The sequence below is a fragment of the Reichenbachiella sp. genome (assembly GCF_965223055.1).
Taxonomy (GTDB): Bacteria; Bacteroidota; Bacteroidia; order Cytophagales; family Cyclobacteriaceae; genus Reichenbachiella.
In genome coordinates, this window is record NZ_CBDCVM010000007.1 from 61,415 (window position 1) to 84,914 (window position 23,500).

22 protein-coding genes are annotated in these 23,500 nt (G+C 39.9%); 9 read left to right on the plus strand and 13 right to left on the minus strand.

The window, feature by feature from the left end; genetic code table 11:
* Nucleotides 1-38 precede the first annotated feature (38 nt).
* The 3 genes from argB to argH all read left to right on the plus strand — a co-directional run bounded on the left by argB (nucleotide 39) and on the right by argH (nucleotide 3,373).
* Entirely contained in the window at nucleotides 39-821 is a 783-nt protein-coding gene (gene argB / locus ACOQO5_RS07190) for an acetylglutamate kinase (protein ID WP_420581010.1), read from the plus strand.
* Nucleotides 809-1,888: a M20 family metallo-hydrolase gene (locus ACOQO5_RS07195; protein ID WP_420581011.1), complete on the plus strand. Its 1,080-nt coding sequence runs from the start codon at nucleotides 809-811 to the stop codon at nucleotides 1,886-1,888. The genes argB and ACOQO5_RS07195 overlap by 13 nt, the downstream gene beginning before the upstream one ends.
* A 144-nt stretch (nucleotides 1,889-2,032) precedes the next feature.
* Nucleotides 2,033-3,373, plus strand: coding sequence for an argininosuccinate lyase (gene argH, locus ACOQO5_RS07200; protein WP_420581012.1), 1,341 nt, complete (start codon nucleotides 2,033-2,035; stop codon nucleotides 3,371-3,373).
* 12 nt (nucleotides 3,374-3,385) lie between these two features.
* Here the strand turns inward: argH and ACOQO5_RS07205 are convergent, their stop codons facing one another.
* The 9 genes from ACOQO5_RS07205 to ACOQO5_RS07245 form a co-directional block, all read right to left on the minus strand.
* Nucleotides 3,386-5,152 (minus strand): nitric oxide reductase activation protein NorD, encoded by a 1,767-nt coding sequence (locus ACOQO5_RS07205; protein WP_420581013.1) that lies wholly within the window; start codon nucleotides 5,150-5,152, stop codon nucleotides 3,386-3,388.
* A gap of 2 nt (nucleotides 5,153-5,154) precedes the next feature.
* Nucleotides 5,155-5,937 (minus strand): CbbQ/NirQ/NorQ/GpvN family protein, encoded by a 783-nt coding sequence (locus ACOQO5_RS07210; RefSeq protein ID WP_420581014.1) that lies wholly within the window; start codon nucleotides 5,935-5,937, stop codon nucleotides 5,155-5,157.
* 110 nt (nucleotides 5,938-6,047) lie between these two features.
* Nucleotides 6,048-7,409, minus strand: coding sequence for a cbb3-type cytochrome c oxidase subunit I (locus tag ACOQO5_RS07215; RefSeq protein WP_420581015.1), 1,362 nt, complete (start codon nucleotides 7,407-7,409; stop codon nucleotides 6,048-6,050).
* Between the two features lie 24 nt (nucleotides 7,410-7,433).
* Nucleotides 7,434-7,859 (minus strand): c-type cytochrome, encoded by a 426-nt coding sequence (locus ACOQO5_RS07220; protein WP_420581016.1) that lies wholly within the window; start codon nucleotides 7,857-7,859, stop codon nucleotides 7,434-7,436.
* Between the two features lie 285 nt (nucleotides 7,860-8,144).
* Nucleotides 8,145-9,857, minus strand: a complete 1,713-nt coding sequence (locus tag ACOQO5_RS07225; protein ID WP_420581017.1) for a sulfatase-like hydrolase/transferase — start codon at nucleotides 9,855-9,857, stop codon at nucleotides 8,145-8,147.
* Nucleotides 9,858-10,230: 373 nt separating this feature from the next.
* Nucleotides 10,231-10,701: a VOC family protein gene (locus tag ACOQO5_RS07230; RefSeq protein WP_420581018.1), complete on the minus strand. Its 471-nt coding sequence runs from the start codon at nucleotides 10,699-10,701 to the stop codon at nucleotides 10,231-10,233.
* Between the two features lies 1 nt (nucleotide 10,702).
* Nucleotides 10,703-11,584, minus strand: a complete 882-nt coding sequence (locus ACOQO5_RS07235; RefSeq protein ID WP_420581019.1) for a sensor histidine kinase — start codon at nucleotides 11,582-11,584, stop codon at nucleotides 10,703-10,705.
* Between the two features lie 25 nt (nucleotides 11,585-11,609).
* Complete coding sequence (locus ACOQO5_RS07240) at nucleotides 11,610-12,722, minus strand: FIST signal transduction protein (protein WP_420581020.1); 1,113 nt, start codon at nucleotides 12,720-12,722, stop codon at nucleotides 11,610-11,612.
* A gap of 136 nt (nucleotides 12,723-12,858) precedes the next feature.
* A complete protein-coding gene (locus ACOQO5_RS07245) occupies nucleotides 12,859-14,295 on the minus strand; it encodes a PLP-dependent aminotransferase family protein (protein WP_420581021.1) in 1,437 nt (478 codons plus the stop codon).
* An 85-nt stretch (nucleotides 14,296-14,380) separates the two neighbouring features.
* Between ACOQO5_RS07245 and ACOQO5_RS07250 the strand changes: the two genes are divergently transcribed.
* The 5 genes from ACOQO5_RS07250 to ACOQO5_RS07270 are packed head-to-tail and all read left to right on the plus strand — an operon-like array spanning nucleotide 14,381 to nucleotide 17,115.
* Nucleotides 14,381-15,043, plus strand: a complete 663-nt coding sequence (locus tag ACOQO5_RS07250) for a pyridoxamine 5'-phosphate oxidase family protein (protein WP_420581022.1) — start codon at nucleotides 14,381-14,383, stop codon at nucleotides 15,041-15,043.
* A 23-nt stretch (nucleotides 15,044-15,066) separates the two neighbouring features.
* Nucleotides 15,067-15,579 (plus strand): gamma carbonic anhydrase family protein, encoded by a 513-nt coding sequence (locus ACOQO5_RS07255; protein WP_420581023.1) that lies wholly within the window; start codon nucleotides 15,067-15,069, stop codon nucleotides 15,577-15,579.
* A 3-nt stretch (nucleotides 15,580-15,582) separates the two neighbouring features.
* Entirely contained in the window at nucleotides 15,583-16,068 is a 486-nt protein-coding gene (locus ACOQO5_RS07260) for a hypothetical protein (RefSeq protein WP_420581024.1), read from the plus strand.
* Nucleotides 16,065-16,592, plus strand: a complete 528-nt coding sequence (locus ACOQO5_RS07265; protein WP_420581025.1) for a DinB family protein — start codon at nucleotides 16,065-16,067, stop codon at nucleotides 16,590-16,592. The genes ACOQO5_RS07260 and ACOQO5_RS07265 overlap by 4 nt, the downstream gene beginning before the upstream one ends.
* Nucleotides 16,585-17,115 carry an acyl-CoA thioesterase gene (locus ACOQO5_RS07270; RefSeq protein WP_420581026.1) on the plus strand — a complete coding sequence of 177 codons (531 nt, stop codon included), beginning with the start codon at nucleotides 16,585-16,587 and terminating at the stop codon, nucleotides 17,113-17,115. Before ACOQO5_RS07265 ends, ACOQO5_RS07270 begins: the two co-directional genes overlap by 8 nt.
* On the opposite strand, the gene ACOQO5_RS07275 is transcribed toward ACOQO5_RS07270, so the two are convergent.
* Nucleotides 17,112-17,816 carry an RsmE family RNA methyltransferase gene (locus ACOQO5_RS07275; protein ID WP_420581027.1) on the minus strand — a complete coding sequence of 235 codons (705 nt, stop codon included), beginning with the start codon at nucleotides 17,814-17,816 and terminating at the stop codon, nucleotides 17,112-17,114. The genes ACOQO5_RS07270 and ACOQO5_RS07275 overlap by 4 nt on opposite strands.
* Nucleotides 17,817-18,049: 233 nt before the next feature.
* Between ACOQO5_RS07275 and ACOQO5_RS07280 the strand changes: the two genes are divergently transcribed.
* Nucleotides 18,050-20,215 (plus strand): glutamine synthetase III, encoded by a 2,166-nt coding sequence (locus ACOQO5_RS07280; RefSeq protein ID WP_420581028.1) that lies wholly within the window; start codon nucleotides 18,050-18,052, stop codon nucleotides 20,213-20,215.
* 70 nt (nucleotides 20,216-20,285) lie between these two features.
* On the opposite strand, the gene ACOQO5_RS07285 is transcribed toward ACOQO5_RS07280, so the two are convergent.
* The 3 genes from ACOQO5_RS07285 to aepY form a co-directional block, all read right to left on the minus strand.
* Nucleotides 20,286-21,095, minus strand: a complete 810-nt coding sequence (locus ACOQO5_RS07285) for a phytanoyl-CoA dioxygenase family protein (protein WP_420581029.1) — start codon at nucleotides 21,093-21,095, stop codon at nucleotides 20,286-20,288.
* Between the two features lie 120 nt (nucleotides 21,096-21,215).
* A complete protein-coding gene (locus ACOQO5_RS07290; RefSeq protein WP_420581030.1) occupies nucleotides 21,216-22,295 on the minus strand; it encodes a 2-aminoethylphosphonate--pyruvate transaminase in 1,080 nt (359 codons plus the stop codon).
* 84 nt (nucleotides 22,296-22,379) lie between these two features.
* Nucleotides 22,380-23,498, minus strand: coding sequence for a phosphonopyruvate decarboxylase (gene aepY, locus ACOQO5_RS07295; protein ID WP_420581031.1), 1,119 nt, complete (start codon nucleotides 23,496-23,498; stop codon nucleotides 22,380-22,382).
* Nucleotides 23,499-23,500: the final 2 nt, after the last annotated feature.

A 23,500-nucleotide genomic window follows, 5' to 3' on the forward strand; every position in this document is an offset into this window, starting at 1 on the left:
ACTGAGGTTAAGATCTGAGGTGTTTTAAACTTTATGCAATGGACAAACTAACAGTAGTAAAAATAGGAGGAAAGGTCATTAATGACGATTCGGCTTTGGATGCATTTCTAAAGAAATTTGCCAAGATTGAGGGTAAGAAAATCCTGGTACACGGAGGTGGAAATATCGCTTCAGAGTGGCAACGAAAAATGGGTATCGAGCCTAAGATGATCGAAGGTCGTCGGATCACCGACAAAGACGCGATTGAGGTGGTGACTATGATCTTTTCTGGCTTGAATAAAAAAATAGTAGCCAAGTTGCAAGGGCTGGATACTCAGGCATTGGGAGTATCAGGAGCAGATCTAAATCTGATAAAATCGCATAAGCGAATGAATCTTGTAATTGATTATGGTTATGTAGGTGATATTGAAAGAGTTAACGATGATATATTGAATTCATTAATTAATCTAGAAATCACTCCTGTGGTGTGTGCATTGACGCATGACAACAAGGGCCAGTTGTTCAATACGAATGCTGATACTATTGCCTCAGCTTTGGCGACAGGTATGAGTGGCACTCATAAGGTTGACTTGGTTTATTGCTTCGAGCAGCTAGGTGTTTTGAGTGATTTTGAAAGCAAAACGGTCATTCCTCAGATTGTAAAAAAGGATTATGAAGGGCTAATGAAAAATGGGACAATCAGTGATGGTATGGTTCCCAAAATCGATAATGCCTTTGATGCTATTGCAGCAGGAGTAGAGCAAGTAAAAATCTGTCATTTTGATGCGATTGATTTAGTGCAAACCAAGGAGTACCCTGGAACCGTGATATGTCAGAAATAGACGAATCATACGACTCAAAGACAAAGGAAGCAGTTGCTTTACTTTCTGCCATGATTGAGACTCAATCGTTAAGCAGAGAAGAAGATGAGGTAGCTAAAGTAGTCGAATCCTTTTTTGTCAAAAAAGGTTTGACTCCATTTCGATCTGGCAATAACCTCTGGCTCAAATCCAAGCATTGGGATGATACTAAACCTACTATTCTTCTCAACTCCCATATAGATACAGTAAAACCGGCCTCTTCTTATACACTCGATCCTTTCAAAGCTCAGGTCATTGATAGTAAATTGTATGGTTTGGGTAGCAATGACGCGGGTGGGCCTTTGGTTTGTTTGATGCAGGCATTCTTGCATTATCAAGATCAAAAAGGGTTACCCTTCAATTTGATTCTTGCGGCAACTGCTGAAGAAGAAATTTCCGGTGCCAATGGTGTGGCGTCTATTTTAAAAGACCTAGGTAAAATTGATCTGGCCATTGTAGGTGAACCTACCTTGATGGATATGGCGGTTGCCGAAAAAGGATTGATAGTTTTGGACTGTGAGGCCAAAGGAGTAAGTGGACACGCAGCCAGAGATGAAGGAGAAAATGCGATTTATAAGGCGTTGGTTGAAATTGAAAAACTTAAGAATTTTAAGTTCAAGAAGGAATCAGATTATCTGGGTCCAATAAAGAAAACAGTTACGCTTATAGAATCAGGTACGCAGCACAATGTGGTACCTGACAGCTGTAAGTTTGTAGTGGACGTACGTACGACAGATGCCTATTCCAATGCTGAAACGGTCGCAATCATTGACGAGTTGATGGACGTGGAAGTAAAGCCACGGTCGATTCGATTGAACTCTTCCGGTTTGTCTAAAGAGCACCCCATCGTGAAGCGCGGAGAATCATTAGGAATGAAAAAATACGGGTCACCGACACTTTCAGATCAGGCACTGATGCCTTTCGATACGATCAAAATTGGCCCAGGTGATTCGGCTCGTTCGCATACAGCAGATGAGTATATTGGAATCGATGAGATAGAGAATGGCATTAAAGGATATATAGCATTGTTGGATGGCTTAGAATTATAACTGTCTCACATATTACGTCATTGCGAATCCCGTAAGAACGGGGTGGAGCAATCTTATGATTTCGATTCGGAATCAAACTTTAAGATCACTTCGCTTTGCTCGTGATGACGGTTATAAATAATGGAGAACTAGACTAAAAAGAACATGAAACTCTGGGATAAAGGAACAAACGAAGTATCTAAAGAAATAGAAACCTATACCGTGGGCCGAGATAGAGAATTGGACTTGCTACTCGCTCCGTTCGATGTGTACGGTTCTATGGCTCATGCTACTATGCTTGAGAGTATTGGACTCTTGACGAACCAAGAATTGGAACAATTACTGAGCGAACTCAAAAATATCCTTGGGGTCATTCAAGTTGGAGATTTTGTGATCGAAGATGGGATAGAAGATGTTCATTCGCAAGTGGAATTGCTTCTCACCCAAAAGCTAGGCGATGTAGGTAAAAAAATCCATAGCGGTCGCTCCCGCAATGATCAGGTTTTAGTAGATCTGCGTTTGTTTATTCGTGACGAAATTCGGAGTATTACCGAATTGGTAGAAGAGCTTTTTCAGACGCTCAATGGCTTGAGTAAAAAGCACAAAGACATTCTGATACCTGGCTACACCCATTTGCAAGTAGCTATGCCTTCATCCTTTGGATTGTGGTTTGGCGCTTATGCAGAAAGTTTGACTGATGATCTTCATTTGCTCTTAGCTGCCTATAAGATCGCCAATCAGAATCCGCTAGGTTCTGGTGCAGGCTATGGCTCTTCATTTCCGCTAGATCGCAAGATGACCACGGAGCTCTTGGGCTTTGAAGATCTGAGTTATAATGTGGTTTATGCCCAAATGAGTCGAGGCAAAGTAGAGAAGTCAGTGGCCTTTGCTATGAGTAGCATCGCAGCCACACTGTCACGAATGAGTATGGACATCTGTTTGTACAATTCCCAAAACTTCGGTTTTCTGAAACTACCAGTAGAAATGACTACAGGTTCGAGTATCATGCCGCACAAGAAGAATCCTGATGTGTTTGAGCTGATTCGCGCCAAGATGAATAAACTCCAATCGCTCTCTAATGAAGTGACGCTGATCACAACCAATTTGCCGTCAGGCTATCACCGTGACATGCAGACCATCAAAGAGACTTTCTTGCCGGCTTTCGCAGAATTAAAATCAACGCTTGAGGTCTGCACTTTTGCGATGAAAAACATCGAAGTGAAGTCAGACATTATTGACGATCCGAAATACAATGACCTATTCAGCGTAGAAGAAGTGAATCGCCTAGTCAATGAAGGCGTGCCTTTCCGTGATGCCTACATCCAGGTAGGTAAAGCCATCGAAGCAGGAGGGGGCAGCTTAAATAAATCAGTGAATCATACCCACCTTGGCAGTATTGGCAATCCAGCCAATGATGAGATCGAAGCAAAGCTAACCAGCGTTTTGAAGGGCTTTGAGTTTGAGAAGACTGAAGAGGCAATTGCGAGGCTGATAGATGTTATGTGATTGTCTCTCAGATTACTGGGACTCAATCCTTTTATACAATTTTGCAAGTGAATGGATCATCTCCAAGGGACTTGACAGGATATTGTAATGATTATTTCCAAACATTTGAGGTAGATAATATTTGGCTTGCTCTTCTATCGCTACTGCATAACTGTTGATCCCGTTGGCATTGAGCTCACGCAATGCTTGTTTGATGTCTTTGATGCCATATTTGCCTTCGTAGCGATCATAATCGTTGGGTTTGCCATCAGAGAGTAGTATTAACCACTTTTTTCGATTCTGTCTTTTGTTAAGTAGCTGATTGGCATGACGTATCGCAGGACCTATACGAGTATAGCCTTCTGGTTGCACTGCGCCTATATTGAGCTTGGCTTTGCTCCAGGGCTGATCGAAAGCCTTGAGCGTGATATAGGTGGTTTTGTTCCTGGTCTTAGAGTAGAATCCATCAATTTGAAAGTCAATTTCGTATTCATTTAGCACCTCACCAAAAAGGATCGATACTTGTTTTTCTATATCGATGATTCTGTTTCCCTTGGCGTATCCATCACTAGACAAACTAAGATCAAGTAGGAACAAAAGCGACAGTTCCTTCTTTTGTTTTCTGGTCGTGATGTAGACACGATCATCTGGAGTATGCTTGGCATGTAGATCGCATAGTCGATCCGTGGCGGTATCTATGTCGATGTGGTCACCAGCAAGTTGTTTTCTCACGTACTCCAGATCATTATTGAGCTTAGCAAAGATTTTTCTCAAACGAATAAATACGGATCGATTGAGCTCCATGGTCTTTTGATAGTATTCGACCTTACTTTGGCGCAAAGTTTCAGGAAACACCTTGCAAAAGTCTCTTTTGTAACTCTGTGAGTAATAATCCCACTCTGGATAAGTGAGATGAAAGGCGTTTGATTCTACTTCTGTGCTTTCGGAGACCGTGACTTGTCCAGCCATCTCTGCCTGATAGACCGAGTGTACTGGATCATCCACGCGAATTACGTGTTTCAAATTTTGGTCACTTAGTGCTTCGGCATCATCGCTCAACGTATCGTCGCCATCGAAATCACGCCAGACCCCGTCAAATTCATCTATGGTTTCTGCTTTTTCGAAATTGTGGGTAAGTACAAAATCTTCCTGTTGCTTTTTATCTACAGAAATCACTTCTATTTCATCGGCCTGTTTGGCTTTGATTTCTGTGTCAGCAGTCACTGAGTTGGCAGCAAAAGATTTGTCTGACACGTTTTTGAGTCTATTTTTGTGCTCAAAACCAGCACTGTTTTTCATCCAACGCCCATAGAGCCATGTCAAATCGGGGTTTGGTTGTTCTTCGCTGATTTTTTCATAGAGTTCAGCCAAAAGTTGATTGTGAATAGATTCTAGCAGAGGAAATTCTTTAAACAAAAGGACTAGCACATATCTGGATGTTTCTAGTGCCTTAGCTTGGGATTCTTCTATTGAGTGAATTTCATCCGACCGCCAGTTGTAGCCCATTTTTCGCTGGGCGGAAATGTAGAATATGCGAAATAGGTAGAGTTGTAGGTTTTTTTCAATTGAATTAAATAAATAACTATGCTCGGGCAAATAGAAACTATTGTCTTTCCAGCCACCTTCACGTTCTGAGCCAATCAAGTCAATCGGATCTCCTGTCATTGCTCTTATCAGAATGGTAAGACGCCCTCGGATATCATTTAGACATATGTTGAATGCACTTTCCTCATAGGCGTTTTTCTTTTTCTTGACAAGAAATTTATAAATACGTTGGAAAATAACCTGATCAAATTCCATGATTAGATCATCAAATTAACTAGGTCTTTCAATGCCAGCAGCGTGTCTTCATCATCAGTGAGCGGTTCTACTACAGCTACTTCTACGGAGAGGCGTTTGGCTAGTCCTGTATGTATCAACTTTCCGGCATCTACGAGCAATCGAGTAGAAACGGTTTCTGTCAAACCTAGTTCTGTTAGGTTTCGAATTTTTACTCCTATTTTAACCAGTTTTTTGGCTATGTCATGATCTACGCCAGATTCCGCTCTTACAATTTCTATCTCTGCGTCCGTATCCGGGTATTCGAATCCAACCGATACAAAGCGCTGGCGAGTAGATGGTTTTAATTCTTTGAACCCTCTCTGATAACCAGGGTTGAATGAGGCGATGAACATAAATTCGTCTGAAGCAGTGATTTCCTCCCCAAGCTTATCGAGATATAGGATTCTTCTGAAATCTGTAAGGGAGTGAATAGCAACGATAACATCAGGCCTTGCTTCAGCGATTTCATCCAGATAGAGGATGGCCCCGTTTCTTACCGCCTTGGTGAGCGGGCCATCTTGCCACACGGTCTCTGCTCCTTTAATGATATAGCGACCAATCAGGTCGGTAGCTGAAGTTTCCTCATGACAAGCAACAGTGAAGAGTTCTTTCTTTTTTTTGTGCGCCATATGCTCTACAAATCTCGATTTACCCGTTCCGGTTGGGCCTTTGAGAAGGAGCGGTAATCTGTTTTTAAAGGCGTGTTCGAATATTTCCAATTCTTGTCCTACAGGTTTGTAGAAGGGTTCTTTTTCTAATAGCATATTGTATTGTTAGAAATAATTCAGTCGAGAGGGAGACGACTATTGAAATAAAAATTAGCTGCCCCCGTGCAGGTTACAGGGGCAGCCTATTAGGCTAGCACTAAACCAATTCATGCAGATCCTAATGCCTCAAATTCTTCATCAGCCCTCAAAGCTTCATCCGAAGGACGACCGAATTTTATAAAGTTGACGATGTAGAAAACAATTCCAGCTGTAAACAGTGTGGCAGCTAATATTAATACAAAGAAGTGGGGTTGAATTTCTATGGCCGTTGTCATAAAATCATATCCAGCTATTCTTTCTAAATATACTTGAGCTACTCCAGCCGCTGCAAATGCACAGGTCATGCCTAGCATACCAATGTTGGAGCACCAGAAGGCCAAATGTCCTGTTCTGTTATCGAAAATATTTCGTCCTGTCATGAGTGGCATGGCATAGCTAATGATAGCTAAAACAAGTGACGCATAGGCTCCCCAAAAGGCTAAGTGGCCATGCATAGCTGTAACTAACGTTCCATGTGTATATAAATTGACGCTTGGTAGGGTATGAGCCAATCCCAGCAAACCTGCACCTATGAATGATACGATGGCCGTATTCAGGGTCCAATATAAGGCAAGCTTATTCGGATGCTTCTTATTGCCTTTCCTGTACATCTGTATGGCAAAAACAGTCATTCCTAAGAATGCTAGAGGTTCTAGTGCAGAGAAAATTCCACCAACCATCAACCAATATTTAGGGCCTCCAGTATAGTAATAGTGGTGACCCGTCCCTAAGATACCTGAGATGAAAGTGAGTCCTACGACGACGTAGAGCCATTTCTCTATTACTTCCCGATCCACACCAGTGATTTTGATCAGTAGGTAAGCAAGAATACCTCCCATGATCAATTCCCATACGCCTTCTACCCATAAGTGAACGACCCACCATCTGAAGAATGAATCAACAGCAATATTATCAAAGTAGATCATGCCTGGTAGATAAAGCAAAGCAGCAAATACCAATCCCATGATTAATACCCATGCTGTGGTTGATGATTTTCCACCTTTCCATTGTGTCATGATAATGATTACTAAAAATAGGATAACATTCCCAGCAACCAGATAATCAAGAGGTCTTGGAATTTCTAAGAATTTACGTCCTTCCCACCAACCTACGTGGAATCCAGCTACAGCTATTACCCCTACAATAGCAAAGCTCCAAAACTGTAATTTAGCAAGTGGTACTGACCATAATTCATTATCAGATTCATCTGGTATAATAAAATAAGCAGCACCCATAAATCCTGATAGGATCCAAACTACCAACAAGTTTTTGTGTGTGGTTACAGCAGTGTTGAAGGCGATCAGTTCGTGAAGTCCGTCATATCCCATATGGGCAAAACCCATGATAAAGCCGTATACAATTTGCAACACAAGCAATATAATACTCAAGGCAAAAAAGTGATAGGCTATTTTTTGTGATTTAAATTTCATAGCATTTTTGTTTAGTGAAACAGATTACTTTTCCAATGATGGTTCTGGAGGGAACCCATTGAGTTCTGCTCTGTTCATCCATTCAAAAAATCCGACAAGACCTTCTACTTCTTCATCGGTGAATTCATACTTAACCATACGTCTGCCTCTTGGGCCCCAGCCATTGGGTGCATTTAATACAGTTCTAATATATTCAGGTCCTTTTCTTGAATATACACGGGTAAGTTCTGGCGCATAGTATGCTCCTTCTCCCATAATGGTATGGCAGCCCATACAATTGTTGTCGTCCCAAAGCTTCTTTCCTAGTTTGACTTGTGGTGTTAAGTCATTGGCATTTGTATTCTGGGGTATGCCCACGATCAACGAATGGATCGACATGGCAACGAATATGGCCAGAAAAAAAAACGTACCTCCTAGAAAGAACACCTTAGCTTGTTGCTTAGATAACATAGTTCATTGTAGTTACGGTGAAAATTTAGTTTCAACATAATTAGAACTATTTGTCGTCTTGTGATATGATATTGTTGACAGAATAGAGTGATTTTGGTCAGGTTTTTTTGTGGTAAGCTGACCATTCACTTTAAAGAGAGACTATGCCTTTTTCTTAATCTGTAACTATGAGATTTGGTGATTGAGTGATGATCGAATAATGGAAACTTAGAATATATTCAAATAGAGCAATTGTAGAAATGGCTAATCAGGTTAGTCAAGTCGGTAAAGTAATTGTTAAGTATCTTATAGTTTGATTTTAAGAACTTTACTTGGTTGATACCCAATCCGATGCGCAATCACCTGAAGCTGTTGACTTATTGAAATAGAAAATGGTTCTGTATAAACTGACCAACTTATTGTTTCAGGGTCCTCATCTGAGTTAAATAGTTTATATCCGATCGAAGCCCCTTCAGTTTGGCATGTGATGGTTATCAAACTATCTATTTGCTGGATGACGGGAGGTGCCGTTTGCGGCTGAATGCCATTGGGCTTGAATCGAGCGATGAGCTCGGTTTCGGGGATTAGGCCAGTGTCATTGATGTCTTTTGTCCATTTTGTGCAAGCTTTGCGAAGTTCCTGGAGTTTATCTGCATACTTCGGGTCTTCTGCCAGATTGTTTAGCTCATGTGGATCGTTTACCAGATCAAACAGTTCTTCCGCTGGTTTGGTGGGCCTAAACCAAAGGGCTTGTGCTGGCGTGAGTTGATTAGTATCTCGAAGACGTTTTAGCTCCTGCATGATGGGCATCTGATTGCGATAGGTGATGTCTGCGTACATAGGCAACTCAGGCATTAGGTAATGGATGTATTTGTAGCGTTTGTTTCGAACAGATCTGACCCGATCTGTGTATTCGTCAAAACGATCGGAGGCTGCGAAAAGATAGTTGGGTTCTTTTTTTCGAATGTATTTCCCCAGAAACGCCTTACCCTGCATATGCTTGGGTGGTTCAATGCCAGCGAGGGAGAGCATTGTAGGTGCCAAATCCACGAAGCTAATCAAGCGATCATCTCGCTGACCGGCGAATTGTTTGCCGGGAAATCTAACAATAGCCGGTACTTCAAGGCCTGATTCATAAAGTAATCGCTTTTGTCTGGGAAGAGGCCCTCCATGGTCAGTATACCATACGACAATGGTTTTATCCATGAGCCCATCTGCTTCGAGTTCATCGAGTATCTCGCCGACCCGGTGATCCATTTCAATTATATTGGAATACATTCTTCGGAGATCTTTTTTTGCTATTTCCGTATCCGGGAGATAGGGAGGAATAGGCACGGCTAAACCGTTATCTACTCGCAGTGAATCATTCGACTTTGTCCAGATTTTTGACTCATGGGTCACCATGATGTTAAAAACAGAGAAGAAGGGCTGTCCTTCTGGGCTATTTCGCCAGTGAGCATCAGAACTACATTCGTCCCAGGCGGTTGGTGTTTTGATAAATTGATAATCCTCTTTACTGTTGTTGGTGCAGTAGTAGCCTGCAGCACGCAAGTATTCAGTAAACATTTTTACTTTGGCTGGCGGTACGGCTTCATAAGCTTCAAGTCCTTCAGGCTGTAACTCGTTGTATCTTTTTATGGTTATATCTCCTGTAGGGCCGGCATACCATGGTCCCGTTCGCATATGGCTGGCGCCTATACTATTAGCATACATGCCAGTAATGAGAGAAGACCTGGCTGGTGCACAAACTGGATGTGGTGAGTAGAAATTGTCATAACACACCCCAGATTTGGCTAGCCGATCTAAGTTGGGGGTGGAAACTGTGCTATCTCCAAAAGCGGGGAGATAAGGACTCATATCTTCTGCTACTATCCACAAGATGTTGGGGTGTGATTCTAGGTTAAGGTTGGGAGAAGGGTTTGTAGTAGTTGAATTATTTTCTTCTTGTTGGATGCAGGAATAAGAGTACGAGAAAACTATAGTGAATAGAAAGAGAGAGATGATGGAATGTTTGGACATGGGTTTCATTACTAGAAAACTAGGGTGTTTTCGATTTAAATTGGATAGACATTCTTCCCAAGTAAGGTAGGGTGATGTTCGTATGAGTTTTGTGCTTAGGCTTAGCCGACACCAACTATCACTTATTCAGTTGGATTGACTATACGCTGTATATAGTAATCTGTTGGTGCCCCTATAGGAGTCATTTTACAGAAGATATCAATTGAATAGATATTTCGATTTTGTGTTCATTTTTTGAAATAAAATTGTTGATAGATTTTGCTGTGAATTCTCTGAGCTTTATTTCATTGTCATTGGTTTTAATCTTTACAAACATGCCCTTTGCAAGAGTAGCTTTTGAAATGAAAGCAGAATAATTGTAGTTGAGGTTAAGTTATCTTTCAAACAATTGAATGCGATTACCATCTGGATCTAAAATGATAACCATTCGCTTATTTGTCAATTCATCATTTACCACACGTCCATGGATAGTGGCTTGAGTTGATTCTAAATAAGCTAACCATTGATCAAAATCTTCGACTTGAAACCCAAATTTGAAAAGGCCTATTGTTTTTGTTTTGCTATTATAATTTGGAATTGTCTCTTTTAGAGAAATAGCCGAATTGAGTTCTATTAATTCAAGACTGGAAGTTCCTTTTTTTAAATTGGCTTGTTTAAAGCCCATCTCTGGAAATTCTTTACTGTTCAGTACTTCAAATCCTAATACTTGTTGATACCAAACTAAGGACGAATCCAATTCGTTTACAATAATAGCATTGAAATAGGGTGATAGATTTTTTGGAGGAATAAACTGCGCTTGTATTGATAGTGGTAGAAGTAATAATATACAAAGGAGCGCCTTCATGTTACGCACCTAAAATCATGTTGGGGATGGTGACCGTAAACTTGGTGCCTTCACCATATGTGGATTCCACTTCAATGGTGCCTTGAAGTTTTTCTAGTGTCTCCTGTACTATGTATAATCCTAAGCCGGACCCCTTAGCTTCAGGTGAAGCACGATAAAACATATCAAATATTTGCCCTAGATATTTTTCTTCTATCCCTACTCCATTGTCTTCAATTTCTACTTTGAGTTCTGAAGGAGTAATCTCAGCTTCGATATTCACATAACTATCTTCAATATCAGGCTTTTGATATTTGATCGCATTGGATATCAGGTTATTAAATATAATCGAGAGCCTTCGGTCATCACTAAACAAATTGGCGTGATCATCAATGTTGATCAATTTGAGTAGGGTTGAACATCCTGGCATATAATTGAGGTGTTTGAAGCTTTCATCAATCACAGATGCAAAATCTACTTTGACACAATTGACTTCTAACCTGGTGTTTCTGGAGTAATCAATAATATCGCTGATGAATCGATCTAACTTCACTGTGCTATCTCTCAGGAGTTTTAGATATCCCTTGATGTCATACTGCGTGTTTTCACTTTCGATAATATTGAGTAATCCTAATATGGAAAGTAGAGGAGCTCTAAGGTCGTGCGATGTGCTATAGACAAAACGATCCATTTCCTCATTCAGCTTTTTAAGTTCAAGGTTTGAGTCCATCAACTCATCTGAACTCAGATCCATTACTCTTTCTACGAGCTTTTGATCTCTTTCAAAATTGTCATAAAACTCACTGATGCTATTGAAAAGAGGGGAGAGGTCTTCAGGGATTCCTTTTCCATTAGAATATTTTTTGATCTGTCGGTTCAATATTTTGTTATACTCCGACTTCATAATAATTCTTTAAAAGTGGTAATTGTCATGGTATGATTATGAAGCGCACTTTTTTATTCGGTCCTTGGGGTGAAATTTCACCGTAGGAATAGAATCCAGATGTTGGTATTTTTTCACCGAAAACGGATGTTACTCCTTCTACTTCTTCACCAATCCAATCTTGAAGAATAAATTGACGACCAACACAGCTAACGCAAATAGCCAGATCAGGGTCATCAATTTCAAATGCTTGAGTACTAGCAGTAGCTGCTTCTCCAGCTGCATCAATTAATGAATTCACGTTGGAACGCATCATTCTAACTTTGGCTCCTTCAGGCATATCACCCGCGAATAGTGCTCCGCCATTTTCTTTGTTATAGTCCAGAAATGCTCTAAGCAATCGTTCTTCTCCATTATCCGTCTTTATTCCTAGAGGATAAATTCGTATAGCTTCGACCATATCATCGAAAAGACCATCTAGATATTTTTTGTAAAAATCCAAAATGGGTTCTTCGTTCAATTCGAAGAGGATGTTGTTGGTAGATTTTGTAATAAACCTTTCCGGGCCGAATGGTGTCCATCCAGCCTTAGAAGCATGACCAATCTTGAGCTTGTCTCCATAAAAACCAATACCTATAACCTTTCCTTCTGTTCCAATGCTATTTAGTCCAGTATAGGTAGAAGAGAAGGGGTCATAAGCTCCAGCAAGCCCACCTGTGATTGGTACAGCTTCTGACAAGTTGAATTGTAGGCCAGTCAGCAAGTGTGAACCATTGATTTGATTGCCATTAGAAAATATCATGAGATTAGACAAGCCATCTTTTTCAATATGAGCTGAAATATGTGCACCTACATCAAAACTATCCTTTACATCATCGAGGTTTATCTCGAGAGTTTTGATGGTGGTATGATTAAATTCAATAGCGGTGACGTTCAGGGTATGTTGAGATACCTGGCCATTCATAATTTCTCCTGACCCAGAACTGACTACGATTTCAGCATTAGGGTAGGTTTTACGGACATCGTCAAATAGTGTTTGGTCTTGAACCAGTTCCGTAGATCCAAAGACAAAAACCAATTGAGATTTGGCTCCGATATTATGGTTGGACAATATTTCCCAACCATGATTTTTAATCCATTTTCTTTGCTCTACGCGCATTCAAAAACCTTTTCATCATAGAAAATCCATAGTTAGCTGATTAGAAAGGGCAGTTGCAATTCTAAATATATCACAAGATATTTAAACTATTAGTGTTTGATAAGAATAACCAAACAAATTATTTGAGTTCTGAAGTTTATTGGCTTAAAACAGCGTTGGCAGCCTTTATTAACAAATCTGTATTCGTTTCAATTTCCTTTAGATTCATGGATGCAAAACCAAATCTACAAGCCTTGTTTGTGTGTTCGTAAACATCAATTTTTAGTGTCAATTTGTGTATTTGTGCTGTTTCAACGAGATCCTGGATATTTATATTTTTAAAATTGACCCAAACAGCCATCCCTCCATTTGGTTTAGTAAATGTTATTTCCTCTTTTAATCCTTCCTCGAGTCTTTTGCAAAACAGATCGCGCCTCTCCTTGTAGGTGTTCACAGCCTTTTTTAAAAAACGATCTATGTCATTATTGGCAAGCATTTCTGCAAGAGCTCTCTCCATGATTGGATCTCCCAGTTTGTCAATGATCATTCTGAGTTCCCCACATTTTTTGATGATGGATTCACTGGCGAACATATAACCTATTCGAATAGAAGGGACTAGGATTTTACTAAATGAGCCGATATAGATTATTCTGCCATTTCTATCGATGCTGGCCAAAGGCAAAATTGGCGAACGATTGTAGTGGTAGTCATAATCGTAATCATCTTCTATGACGTAGAAGTCAAATTTTTCGGCTAGTTCCAGTAATCTCATTCTGTTTTCTACAGGCATTGTAACTGTCGTGGGATATTGATGATGAGGCGTAATATACATGGCCTTGATTTTTCCTGCTTTTGCTTTTTCTTCAACCACGTTTAAATCCAACCCTTCAGGAGTCACGGGTACTTTTACCAATGTCCCTCCCGTGGATTTAATGGCTTTATCTGCCGAATGATAATTTAGCTGGCCTACAATGACTTCGTCACCTTTAGATAATAAAATGGCGAATGCGAGATAAATGGCCATTTGACTACCTCGTGTAATGAGGATGTTACCCTTGGTGCCGTTGATGGCTCGGGTGGTTGATAGATAATCCGAGAGATTATTTCTAAGACTTGCCTCGCCAAAAAAGTGATTGCCTAAGAGGACTGATTTCCCCACTAGACCTTTGGATACAGATCGAGCAGTCTTGAGTAGATCATCAATTGGAGCAAGACGATAATCCGGAGTGCCATCGTCTATTACATGTTCTCCTCGTGGCATATCATACTTTGAAGAGTTTGTCTGTGCCTCAGACTTAATTTCTAATACATCTCCCAAAGACTGTTGTTTTACTTCGGGCAGTGATTGCTTGATGAATGTTCCTTTCATAGGAACAATCTCCATCCATCCTTGCGCCATCAATTCATCATAAGCCTGCAAGACGGTCTTGCGATTGAGGCAAAGTGTGCTAGCCATCGTTCTACTCCCTGGCATTTTCAAACCTTTCTGAATTCTTCCTTTCATGATTTCCGCGATTACGGCATCAGATATTTGTAAATAAACTGGACGGATTTCTTTACGATTGATTGTAATGATGGATTTCCATGGAAGCATAACTGGACCCTTAGGTTTATAAAAATTGGATTACAATGATAATCCACTTGATTTATAATTTTGAGTGAAATTAAAATTTATGGGGATGGAACAATTTGAAAAGACAGCAAAAAATAAAGTAGTCCGTGGAGCAAAAAGAGCAACCTACGACAAAGAGCAAGTTTTCAACATATTAGACGCAGGGTGTATTTGTCATGTCAGCTTCGTGATGAATGGTGAACCTTTCATTATTCCGACAGCCTATGGTAGGGATGGAGATACTATCTATGTACATGGGTCGGTGAAGAGCAGGACAATGAAAGCAGTGAAAGCTGGGATACCAGTTTGCATGGCAGTTACACATTTGGATGGTTTAGTGTTGGCTCGCTCAGCCTTTCATCATTCAGCGAATTACAGGTCTGTTGTCTTGTTCGGTACTGCAGAAGAAGTAGCATCGAATGAGGATAAAAACCATGGTCTTTTTATAATCACCGAAAACATATTAAAAGGCAGATGGGATGAATGTCGAGTTCCTAGCCAAAAAGAATTGGATATTACTTCAGTGCTGAAATTCAAAATCGATTCTGCTTCTGCTAAAATCAGAACAGGTGATCCAGTAGATGAAGCTGATGACTATAACCTGGATGTGTGGGCCGGGGTGCTACCCATCAGTAACAAATTTGAAGAGCCGATTTCTGATCAAAAATTAGCCGATGGAATTGTAGTGAGTGACTCTGCGATACTTGCATGGCAAAACTCAAACGGATAGATTTGTTATAAACAAAGCTATAAATGAGTTTGATCAGAAAACTAAAGGGAGTAGAGCCCAAATATGGGAGTGATTGCTGGTTTGCAGAGACTGCAGCTATTATTGGTGACGTGACCATGGGGCACCACTGTACAGTATGGTACAATGCGGTAGTAAGGGGGGATGTTAATTCGATCTCTATCGGTGATTATACCAATATTCAAGATGGTGCCATCATTCATTGCACCTATCAAAAAGCAGCGACGGTAATTGGAAATCGTGTTTCCATAGGCCACAATGCTATTGTACATGGCTGTACATTGGAAGATAATGTATTGATTGGCATGGGTGCCATCGTTATGGATCATGTGGTGGTGCAAAGTGGTTCTATCATAGGAGCTGGAGCTATTGTGCTCGAAAACACAATTATTGAACCCAACTCTATCTACGTGGGCAATCCAGCTAGAAAAGTGAAGGAGATTGGGGAGAAAGGATTAGGTATGATCGAACGCACTGCGGATAACTATGTGAAATATGCCGGTTGGTTTCAAGAATAAGTCATGATAAAGCGGTGGTCTATTTTCTTTTTGATGTTGCTAGGAGCAGAATTGCTGCAAGCACAAACCATGGAGGAGAAGGTGGTCGCCTATCTTGAAATTTTCTTAACAGAAAACAAATCTTTTATTTCAGAAGAAGAATTGCCTGGGACAATTTGGTCGACCTCGGACATTATGGGTAAGAGCCGGATTCTTTTTTTACAAAACTTTAAATTCAAAAGAGAGAATACGGGGTTTCAGGCTAACTCAAGTAAAGTCAGGGGTAACTGGTATATCAACAACGAGTTTGTTGTTCTTGAGAAGAAAAAAGAAAAAACGCCATTGTATGTTTTGAAAAATAATGAAGAGATTATTTTGGTAGATGATGACCAAATTGATGTGTTGAAGCAGTTGTTGACTGATGCCTCATATAAAGATGGAGCGTTGAAACCATATAGTTATTCTGAAATATTCACTTTCCTTAACGGATTTACATTACAAATTGAATGATACAAATATCAAAACCTGAATCTAACGAGTACCATGATTTTTTTGCTGGATATGTAAGTCAAGTAGGAAATGACAATGTACTTGAAAGGATCAAAAGCCAAAAAGACGAGTTTATTCAATTCATCAAGGCTATTCCAGATGATCGATACAATTATGCTTATGCGGAAGGCAAGTGGACAGTCAAACAATTACTGAGACACATCATAGATGCAGAACGTATGTTTGGCTATCGTGCGATGTCCATCGCCAGGGGAGAAAAAGCCAAACTTCCAGGGTTTGATGATCACTTATATGTTGAGATGGCGGATGATTCTAAGAATTCAATTGAGGAAATGCTGAAGGAGTTTGAAGTGCTCAGAGAAGGTCATATTCAAATGATATTAAACTTTACCAGTCAAGCGACCGAAAGAATCGGTAATGCCAATGGAACAGATGTTTCTGTTCGGGCAATAATTTATATTATTGTAGGGCACGTAGCCCATCATAAACAAATCATTACCGAAAGATATTTAGAGCATGTTTGAGTTTGACCCTTCAAAGAAGTATCAGAAAACTACGAAATCAAGATCCGTCATCCGTTTTCAAGATTGCGACCCATTGAAGCATTTGAACAATGCCAAGTATTTTGATTACTTCTTTAATGCAAGAGAAGATAAAGTACCGAAGCTCTACGGTATGCAAATGTCTGAGATTTATAAGGCATTTGATGCGATTTGGGTAGTGTATAACCATCAAATTGCCTATATCCGACCAGCGGGAATGGGAGAGTGGGTCAAAATATTCTCCAGAATCATCTGGCACAATCACAATACGATGGTGGTTGAGTATTTCATGACCAATGATGAAGAGACTGAGTTGAAGACCATGCTTTGGACCAAACTGCGATATGTCAATGAAAAGGGGCAGTCAGCTACACATCCGGCTAAACTGGTTGAGTTCTTGTCTTCAGTTTCTTATGATGATATAGATTATGAAGATATTGATTTTGACATGCGGGTTCGCCAGTTGAAAAATGAGGTAGCTAATGCCGCAATTAAGATTTTTTAAAGTCCCTGATTTACAAGATTCACAGTATGGACAGCAGCCAGACCTGCGGTTTCTGTGCGTAATACCTGATCCCCGAGCGACACCAATTCAAAGTTGGAAGATTTGAGTTGATTAATTTCTTCTAGTGAAAAATCACCCTCAGGCCCAATTAAAATCAATACGCTACTATTGGGGTTTATTTTCTTTTGTAATAGGTCCTCGTGGCCCGTTTCCACATAGGCGGCAAATTTGTGCTCAAAGTCCACTTGATCTGAAATGAAGGTGTCAATTTTTGTCAATTCATTGATTTTGCATTTCCAGAAATTTTTAGACTGCTTCATAGCGCTAATCGCCTTTTTTTCCAGTCTATCCAGTTTTACTTTCTTTCTTTCTGATCTTTGGGTTTGAATTAAGGATATTTCATCCACACCCATTTCGCAGGATTTTTCGACAAACCATTCCAGTCTATCCATATTTTTGGTAGGAGCAATGGCTATATGCGTCCGGTATTTTTTTGTTTTTGCAGACTTGATATCTATTATTTCGAAGCTGCATTTTCTAAGGTTAGGGTCTATGATTTTGACCAGGTAACTTTTTCCTAAACCATCCAGGATTGCTATTTCGTCGCCTGTCTTAGCTCTAAGTACTTTGACAAGATGAGCGGATTCCTCTTGGCTAAGTGTAGTGTTTTCTTCCGGATTGGGGTGATAATAGAAATTCAATGGATTGCTTTTCGGCTAAATTAATGAATTGTGAAATGTTAGTAAAAATCAATAATGTGCTCAAATTGATAATTACGTAATTATTAACCAAAAAACTGAAAATCACTACGATTTGGGTGTTAAAATACCCTGTTTAGATAAAAAAATACGAAAAATACACTTGCCTGGCCGAAAAAAGGAAGGGAATATATATTTTTGTTGAATCAATTTGAAATATAAACTATATACATAACATGGCACATTTAAGATTCAAAGCACTGGATTTGGTTCAATCCAGAGATAAAGTTGAATTCAAATTGCCAGAAGGAAAAATCTCTGATTTCTTTGGAGAACTTGCTTTTGGTACAGAACAGATGAAGTCTTCTCTTTCATCAGAGGTTTTCAAGAAAGTAGATAAGGCGATAAAGCGAGGTAAAAAAATTGATGCAGAGACTGCAGAGGCTGTTGCTGCTGCCGTGAAAACCTGGGCAATGAGCAAGGGTGTGACTCACTACACTCATTGGTTTCAACCACTAACAGGTGCAACTGCTGAAAAGCACGACTCATTCTTCGATCCATCCAAGGGAATGGAACAATTCAAAGGGAGTGCTTTAGTACAGCAAGAGCCAGATGCTTCTTCATTTCCTAATGGTGGAATTAGAAGTACATTCGAAGCCAGAGGATATACTGCTTGGGATCCAAGTTCACCGATCTTCATTATTGATACAACACTTTGTATACCAACGATTTTCGTAGCATACACTGGAGAAGCATTGGATTATAAAGCTCCTTTATTGAAGTCGATGGAAGCGGTTGATAAGGCTGCTACCAGAGTGTGTAAATTATTCGATCGAAACGTTACTCAAGTAACAGCTTCATTGGGTTGGGAACAAGAGTACTTTGTAGTAGACAAAGCACTTTTTGATGCTCGTCCTGATTTGGTAATGGCAGGTAGAACTGTTTTTGGGCACAACCCAGCAAGAGGCCAGCAATTGGATGATCACTATTTCGGAACGATTACACCAAGAGTATTTGAATTCATGAAAGAATTTGAATATGAGTGTCAGCGATTAGGTATCCCTGTTATGACACGTCACAATGAAGTGGCTCCTGCTCAGTTTGAGTGTGCTCCTATGTATGAGGAGGTAAACAAAGGAACGGATCACAATCAGTTGTTGAAAGATGTGATGGATAAAGTGGCCTTGAAGCACGATCTAAAAATACTTTTCCATGAAAAGCCATTTGCAGGATTGAATGGTAGTGGTAAGCACAACAACTGGTCTTTGATTACAGATACTGGAGTCAACTTATTCCAGCCAAGTAGTAGTGCCAGAGAAAATCTTCAATTCTTGGTGTACCTGGTTTGTACATTGAAAGCAGTGCATGAGCATGCAGATTTGTTGAGAGCAAGTATTGCTTCAGCAGGAAATGATCATAGATTGGGAGCTAATGAAGCGCCCCCTGCTATTGTATCAGCATTTATTGGAGAGCAATTGACCAGCGTGCTGAATGAGTTGGAGAACAACCGAGATGTGCAAGTAGACAAAGGAGATAACGTTTATATGAAATTGGGAATTGATAAAATTCCTGAAATCATCTTGGACAATACGGATAGAAACAGAACTTCTCCATTTGCATTTACAGGGAATAAATTTGAATTTAGGGCAGTTGGATCTGATGCCAACGTAGCTAATCCAATGACTGTATTGAATACGATCGTTGCTGAACGATTGAATCAGTTTTATGGTGAAGTATCCGCAAGAATCGATAAAGAAGGCGTTGATAAAAAATTGGCAATAATTGGAAAGCTTAGAGATTACGTACAAGAGTCTAAGGCTATTCGATTCGAAGGTGACGGCTATTCTGATGAATGGGTGGTTGAAGCAGAAAAAAGAGGGCTGTCTAATGTGAAGGATACAGCCAGAGCTCTTGATTTCTATGTTTCTGATGCAGCCAGAGAGGTGTTTAAGAAGAATAACATCATGACAGATATTGAGCTTGATGCTCGTCATGAAATTATGCTCGAGAACTACATTATGAAACTTCAAATTGAATCGCGTGTGATGGGCGATTTGGCACTGAACCATATTTTACCAACAGCGATAGCTTATCAAAATAAGTTGATCAATAATGCGCAAGGGTTGAAGGAACTTGGTATTGACAATTCAGAAGTGATTGCTACTATAGAGAAGATTTCTGAATACGCATCAAGTGTTAAGTCAAATACCTTAGCCATGATCGAGGCACGGAAGAAAGCAAACAACATTGAAGAAAGTAGAGAAAGAGCAATCGCTTACTGTGACGATGTTAAAGGTGCTTTCTTTGATAAAATCAGATACGCAGTGGACAAGCTGGAATTATTTGTAGATGATGAAGATTGGCCATTAGTGAAATACAGAGAGTTGTTATTTATTAGATAACAGCCACTAGATAGACATAAAAAAAGCTTCAATTATTGAAGCTTTTTTTATGTCCTTATTCTCTCAAAGTTTAGTTGCTAGGAGCATGGGGATTACCCACCATATATCGAGGGTCATTGGGGTTTTTTCTTTTGTCAGCATAATACTGTTCTCGTTTATCACCTCCATCAGAGAATGGATTGTAAACTCCATAGATAATCCTTCTGGTCTTATCAGAATGATTAGGTTTTGATCTATGAGGAAGTCTTTCGGTAAAAATTAATGCATCCCCAGGCTGTGTAGGTAGTTTCTTCCATGTCAGCGAATCCTCAATACTTTGTTTGATTTTCATGTATTCAGGTCTTTCTGGAAAAGGGGCTTCCATTGGAATAATCTCTAATGAATCCAATGGCCATTTTGGTACCACTTGCAAGCAGCCGTTTTCTTCAGTGGCTTCATCTACACTAACCAAAATGGATAGATAAGGTGCAATCTCAGGATCGAACGCTGCATTTTCACCCTGCTCATAGGCCACTCCATCTTGGTGAGCAGCATGGGGCCCGCCTCCAGGTGATTTAAAATTAATTCGTTCTTTATACAAAACAGCAGGCTCTTTCATCAACTCAGAAATGAGTTCAACAATAGTTTGCCCTGTGAATATTTCTTTCATTCCTTCATGATAAGAAATGAAGTTTTCCACCCGAGAAAGTTGATTAGGGTTGTCCATTTCGTAATAAGACATCCATTTGTCAAAATCGGATTCCCAATTGGATATTTCATCTATCCAGTTAGACAGCTCGGCGATTCGATTTTTAAAAAGGCCAGGGATATGGATATACGAATTTTCGTTCCAAAACTTGACTTGTTCTTCGGTTAGCAACTTGGTGTTGACTAGTGTCATTAGGTATAACAGTTGTACGCCACTGACTAAGTGGTGTGGTTTCAAAATGTAGCGCGATTGAATTTTATAGTCGTTTATATTACGCAATCAACAAAGAAGAGATGCGTAAAGTTCAATGTTTTATTGATTAAAGTATCCAGTCATTTCTTCCATGACTTTATGCATATCATCTGGATACAAGTCTCCAATAATGGCCACTCTGAAAGTGGCTTTCTCAGGCATCACTCCAGGGTATATAGTAATATCCCTCTCATAAAGATAGTCGTGAAAATGATCGAAGTCGAAACCTTCTTTTCCATCTAATTTCAATGCTAATAATATTTTGGACTCTTGATCCAAGGGAAGTAGTGGTTTGAATCCTAGATCTAATAAACCATCGTAGAGAATTTGCCAGTTGGCCTTGTATCTTTCCCATCTCTTTTCTACTCCTTCATCAAGGGTCTCTCTGGTCGCTGCCATAAAAGAATAGCATATCTGTACCGGAGGAGTAAACCGTAGTTGATTTTTCTTTTGAAGGTTATCCCATTGTTTGTACACATCGAAGTAGTAGCTTCTGCCATTGGCTTGTAAAGCTTCTTTCTGATTGTTGTGAAACAGAACAAAAGACAATCCTGCCATACCGTGTATGCACTTGTTGGATGAACTGAATATATAGTCAACACCTAATTCGGACAAGTTGTATGGATAAGCACCATAAGTACTCATGGCATCCACTATTGAAACTACTTTCAATTCCTTACAAATATCGACCAATTCCTCAACTGGATCCATCATGCCCGTAGAAGTTTCATGATGGATAAAGGCCAAATGAGAGTATTTTTTTGAACTTAGTGCTTCCCTAACTTTCGCTGGCTCTGTATAGTCTCCATATTCAAAAAGAGCATCATAGCTGATTCCATAGTTGTCACAAATTTGAGTCATACGAATTCCATAAGCGCCATTAGTGAGAATCAACACTTTATCTTCTTTGCCAATCGCAGAAGTAAGTGTGGCTTCCATAGCTCCCGTGCCACTCGCTCCAAATAGTGCTACATTGTAGTCTTTTTCGCCTTTCCCAATTTCTAGTAATCCATCACATATATCATGCATCAGGTTACCAAATTCAGTTTCTCGTGGACAAATATCATCTACTACTAACGCGTCTTTTACATTTTGTGTAGTAGTGGCAGGACCAGGGTTGAGGAGTATTTTTCTTGTCATGGTTATGGAATTATGAGGGCAAAAATAAAGTCATTCCGATTAGATCAGAACGACTTTATATATTTTCATTGAATTGGGTAAAAATTAGTTACCCAAATTTTTCATAAAATCTATCTTGTTATCAGCGGGCTTAATAGTAGGTCTGCCCAGATCCTTTCTAGAGCCTTTCTTTACATTGATTTCCAACATGGAAGGACCAGCACTAGCCAAGAAATTTGGCATAATCTCTTTCAGTTCTTCTTCAGAAGAAGCTGTAAAAGTCGATTTGTAGTTACAAGCTTCAGCAATCTTCTTGAAATCAGTTGTAAAGCCTACAGTAGGTTGACCACCAACCGATTCATGAGCACCATTGTTAACCAAAATGTATTTGAGGTTGTCAGGAGCTTGATCTCCTACAATAGCCGCAGAACCCATGTGCATGAGGAATGAACCATCTCCATCCAAACAAACCACTCGTCTATCAGGCTTGCCCAAAGCGATGCCTAAAGCGATTTGAGAGGTATGTCCCATATTGCCTACACAAAGGAAATCTCTGTAATGTGGCTCATTTCTAGCTTCTCGTACTTCAAATACTTCTCTCGAAGTTTTGCCAGTAGTAGAGACCATTACATCCTCATCATTAAGCTCTTCGAGCAATACCTCAATGGCTCTTTCTCTTGACATAGGAAAAGTATCAGCCTTAGCACTTTGCAACTTGTAAGGTTCGAATGTTTCCTTTTCAATCAATAAAATGTAAGGTGCCTTTTCCTTTTGCATGAATTCAAAAGCAGTATTGATTTGCTTTTGGGCTTCAGCCATGTCTTTCGACAAAATGCAATAAGGAATCTCCAAAGATTGGATCATGGCCTCATTGATTCTACCCATTTTCACATGTTGTGGCTCATCTTTCACTCCTGGACGACCTCTCCAACCGACCATCAAAAGCATAGGAATAGAATACACGTCTGGATCAGTCAAGGATGTTAACGGATTGATCGTATTTCCAAATCCTGAGTTTTGCATATACACCAATGGAATTTTGCCAGTAGCCAAATGATAACCAGCTGCAATTCCAATACACGCTCCTTCGTTTGCGGCAATAATATCATTACTGTTATCAGCAACGTAAGCACAAAAATCTTTCAATAATGAATCAGGAACTCCTGTTGAAAAATCTACACCTTTTGAGGTGACGAAATCAAAAAACTCTGCAGTGTTGAGCATGA